Genomic DNA, 1,960 nt, shown 5'->3' with positions numbered 1-1,960 from the left:
TGCTACAGCTGAAAGCGAACAATCCAAAGAACAGCTTTTGATCCAGCGTATGGGCTATTACCAACATTATTCAAATCCTTCTGTGCCGTGGTACTTTCTGGCGGCAGTGGACAAGTATGAGCGTAATATCCAGCAGGTCCGTAACGATTTAACAAAAAGGGAAGGTCCAATTGCCCTTCAGTTTTCAGATGCATTTTGGGTGGGTGACTTGAACCCGGTCAAGAACGATAGGCTTTCCTCTGCCATCTCATTTTTCGGTGGGAATGGAATGGACGGAAGTGGGGACGGCAAGGCAGACCTAGAGAATAATGACGACTTGATGCTCACGCTGTCCAATTACTTGATTAAATACGGACATTCCGAAAATGATTTCAAGAAGGCACTTAAAGATTATTACGTTCGCGATGAAGCTGTTAGGCAGATTATGATAATTGCACAGATCTACCAACATTTTGAAACGCTAGACCTGGATCAACATGCCTTTCCCCTTCCTGTCGGAAACGATTACAGCTACCGTAGTACATGGGGTTCCAGCCGTGGCTGGGGCGGACGCCGAATGCATGAAGGTACGGATTTGTATGCTTCCTATGGTGTCCCGGTCCGATCTACAACATATGGCGTGATTGAGGTAATGGGCTGGAATGACTTCGGCGGTTGGCGTGTCGGAATCCGCGATATCGATAATACGTACCATTACTTCGCCCATTTGTCGCATTTCAATAAAGGCGTCAAGGAAGGCGATATTGTKGAGCCTGGGATGATCATCGGCTATGTTGGAAGTTCCGGGTACGGGAAGAAAGGGACTTCAGGCAAGTTCCCACCTCATCTTCACTATGGAATGTATAAATTCAATGGCCGGATTGAATGGGCATATGATCCGTTCCCTTCTTTGAAACATTGGGAAATCGAGGACAGGAAAGCCATGTAAACAAAGGTACCCCACAGACTCATGAATGTGGGTACTAGCGCTTGTCTCGCAGCCGTTGTTCCTGTGCTAGCCGCAGAGACGTTCAGATGCTTTCATTTTCGGATGAGTATTTGTTCTTTTCGCCTTCACTTACAGGAAAGAGTGATAATTTTTTTAAAAACACTTGGGGGGGACTTTTGTTGAAGAAATTACTGTGCTGTGACTACAACCGAAAAGGAATTATAAACCGCAATCATTTTTTACGGCGGAAATGCTTAGATATATACAAAAATAAAGAGTCCGATTCATAAAAGAATCAGGACTCTTTTTAGTAATTGCTGACCTGAAATTTGATGAAAATTGGTATAAGGAATAGGGCTTCTTCAAGTAACTGGGAGCTTTATTTGACGTTCCTTGGGCTTGCTTTGATAGCTCTTTTTTCTTATTGAATAACTCCCATGAAAATTAATCTTGTTCAACTAACGGGGCAGGTTTGTTGAAGATGCAAAGTTATAATTATTATCAAATTGATTATTTATGTAGACAAATCCAAACCTTTTTCGGATACCTTGGATTCGATCTAAATGAAAGCGAGAATGAGTAAATGAACATAATGGACTATCTTAAGGGGAGGTTTCCAACTGTCGAATTAATCCCAAGCATTTATTATCAATGGGACATTGGCATCCACTTTTCACTTGGTGGGGAACTCTATCAATTCAAAGACAATGATGATCTCAATCTTGATTATTTTCGACTTGTATATAAGCAAGCCTCAACAATTTTCAATGAGTTGTTTGAGCAAAATGACGACTTGTTCTTCGTGACGAATGTTTATAAGCACAAAACAAAAGAGAAACATACTAGAAAACTGAAGGTATATCAGCCGTTTCTCAAGTGTAAAAATAAATTGAATCGAATTCAGGTGAAAACGTACCCTTATCCGTTCGAGTCGGACGAAGGAGAAGAATTCGAGCTGCAACAATTTTCCTTGTTGTGTAAGCGAGGAGACATACGTGTGAATGAATTACTTAAGGCAGCGAGTAATGAAGA

At 41.6% G+C, this 1,960-nt stretch carries 2 protein-coding genes; both read left to right on the top strand.

Translation table 11 applies throughout. The features are described 5' to 3' along the window. Positions 1-928: M23 family metallopeptidase (locus AC1DSL_RS17620; RefSeq protein WP_477533226.1), on the top strand; the 928-nt coding region annotated here is incomplete at its 5' end. A gap of 583 nt (positions 929-1,511) precedes the next feature. Further along, positions 1,512-1,960, top strand: a 449-nt coding sequence (locus AC1DSL_RS17615; protein ID WP_477533225.1) for a DUF3885 domain-containing protein, incomplete at its 3' end; no start/stop codon positions are given.

This window comes from Paenisporosarcina sp. P4_D4, from assembly GCF_056401835.1.
Note: the sequence above shows the minus strand (reverse complement) of the source record. Positions and strands in the feature narration are given on the sequence as shown.